Source organism: Aeromonas sobria (genome assembly GCF_006243315.1).
GTDB lineage: Bacteria > Pseudomonadota > Gammaproteobacteria > Enterobacterales > Aeromonadaceae > Aeromonas > Aeromonas sobria_A.
This window is the reverse complement of record NZ_NKWE01000054.1, coordinates 1-682: the sequence shown is the minus strand read 5'-3', so window position 1 is coordinate 682 and position 682 is coordinate 1. Positions and strand designations below refer to the sequence as shown.

At 56.7% G+C, this 682-nt stretch carries 1 protein-coding gene; it reads right to left on the bottom strand.

What is annotated here, in order from left to right:
- Window positions 1-607, bottom strand: a 607-nt coding sequence (locus tag CF137_RS17700) for a DUF932 domain-containing protein (protein ID WP_240038568.1), incomplete at its 3' end; no start/stop codon positions are given.
- Window positions 608-682: the final 75 nt, after the last annotated feature.

Here is a 682-nt window from a genome sequence, read left to right as displayed (position 1 = left end):
CTTCAGGGGCGACTGGCCGCTGTGCCAACGCCTTGGTCTGCGTCTTGAACTCATCCCAATGAGACAGCCCTAGCCCAAGCGACTCTTTGACGGCGGCCGCGTCGAACTGAGTGGAGTGGGGTACCTTGATGGCGCCGGTAGCGCCGCGCAGTGCCATCTGCAGGGTGTTATTGCAGACCACTCGTAGAGACGTGAACTGTGCCGTGGTGCAGAGCGTGCCGTCGCAGCTGGTCGCCAGCAGCAGATAGGACTTTACCAAGTCATTGCCTTTGAGTTTTAGATCCTGGCCGGTCTTAGCCAGTGCCCACAGCTTGCGGCCGCCTTTAAGCGAGCCTGCTGTTTCCAGCTCAAAGCCACCGGCTTCCACCAGGTCTTGATAGAAGTGCAGCACCTCGTGAGGCTGTACCACATTATATCGGCGAGAGACGACGGATAGAGGCTCCAGATTATCAGAGCGGTACAGAACTTTGCTGTCTGAATAAGGGCGAATATGGAGTGCATCGGAGGCGACGTTAAACATTACGTCACTCTGCTCGATGGTCCAATCCATCCCCGCAGCCTGCAGCCAGATATCGAGAGATTGTTGCGGGGGTAAGACATTGCCCAGGACATGCTAAGGGGTTTGGCAAGTGTAGGCCATGGTGTCGATGAGGTGAGCCATGTGTATCTCCTGGTTTGCGGG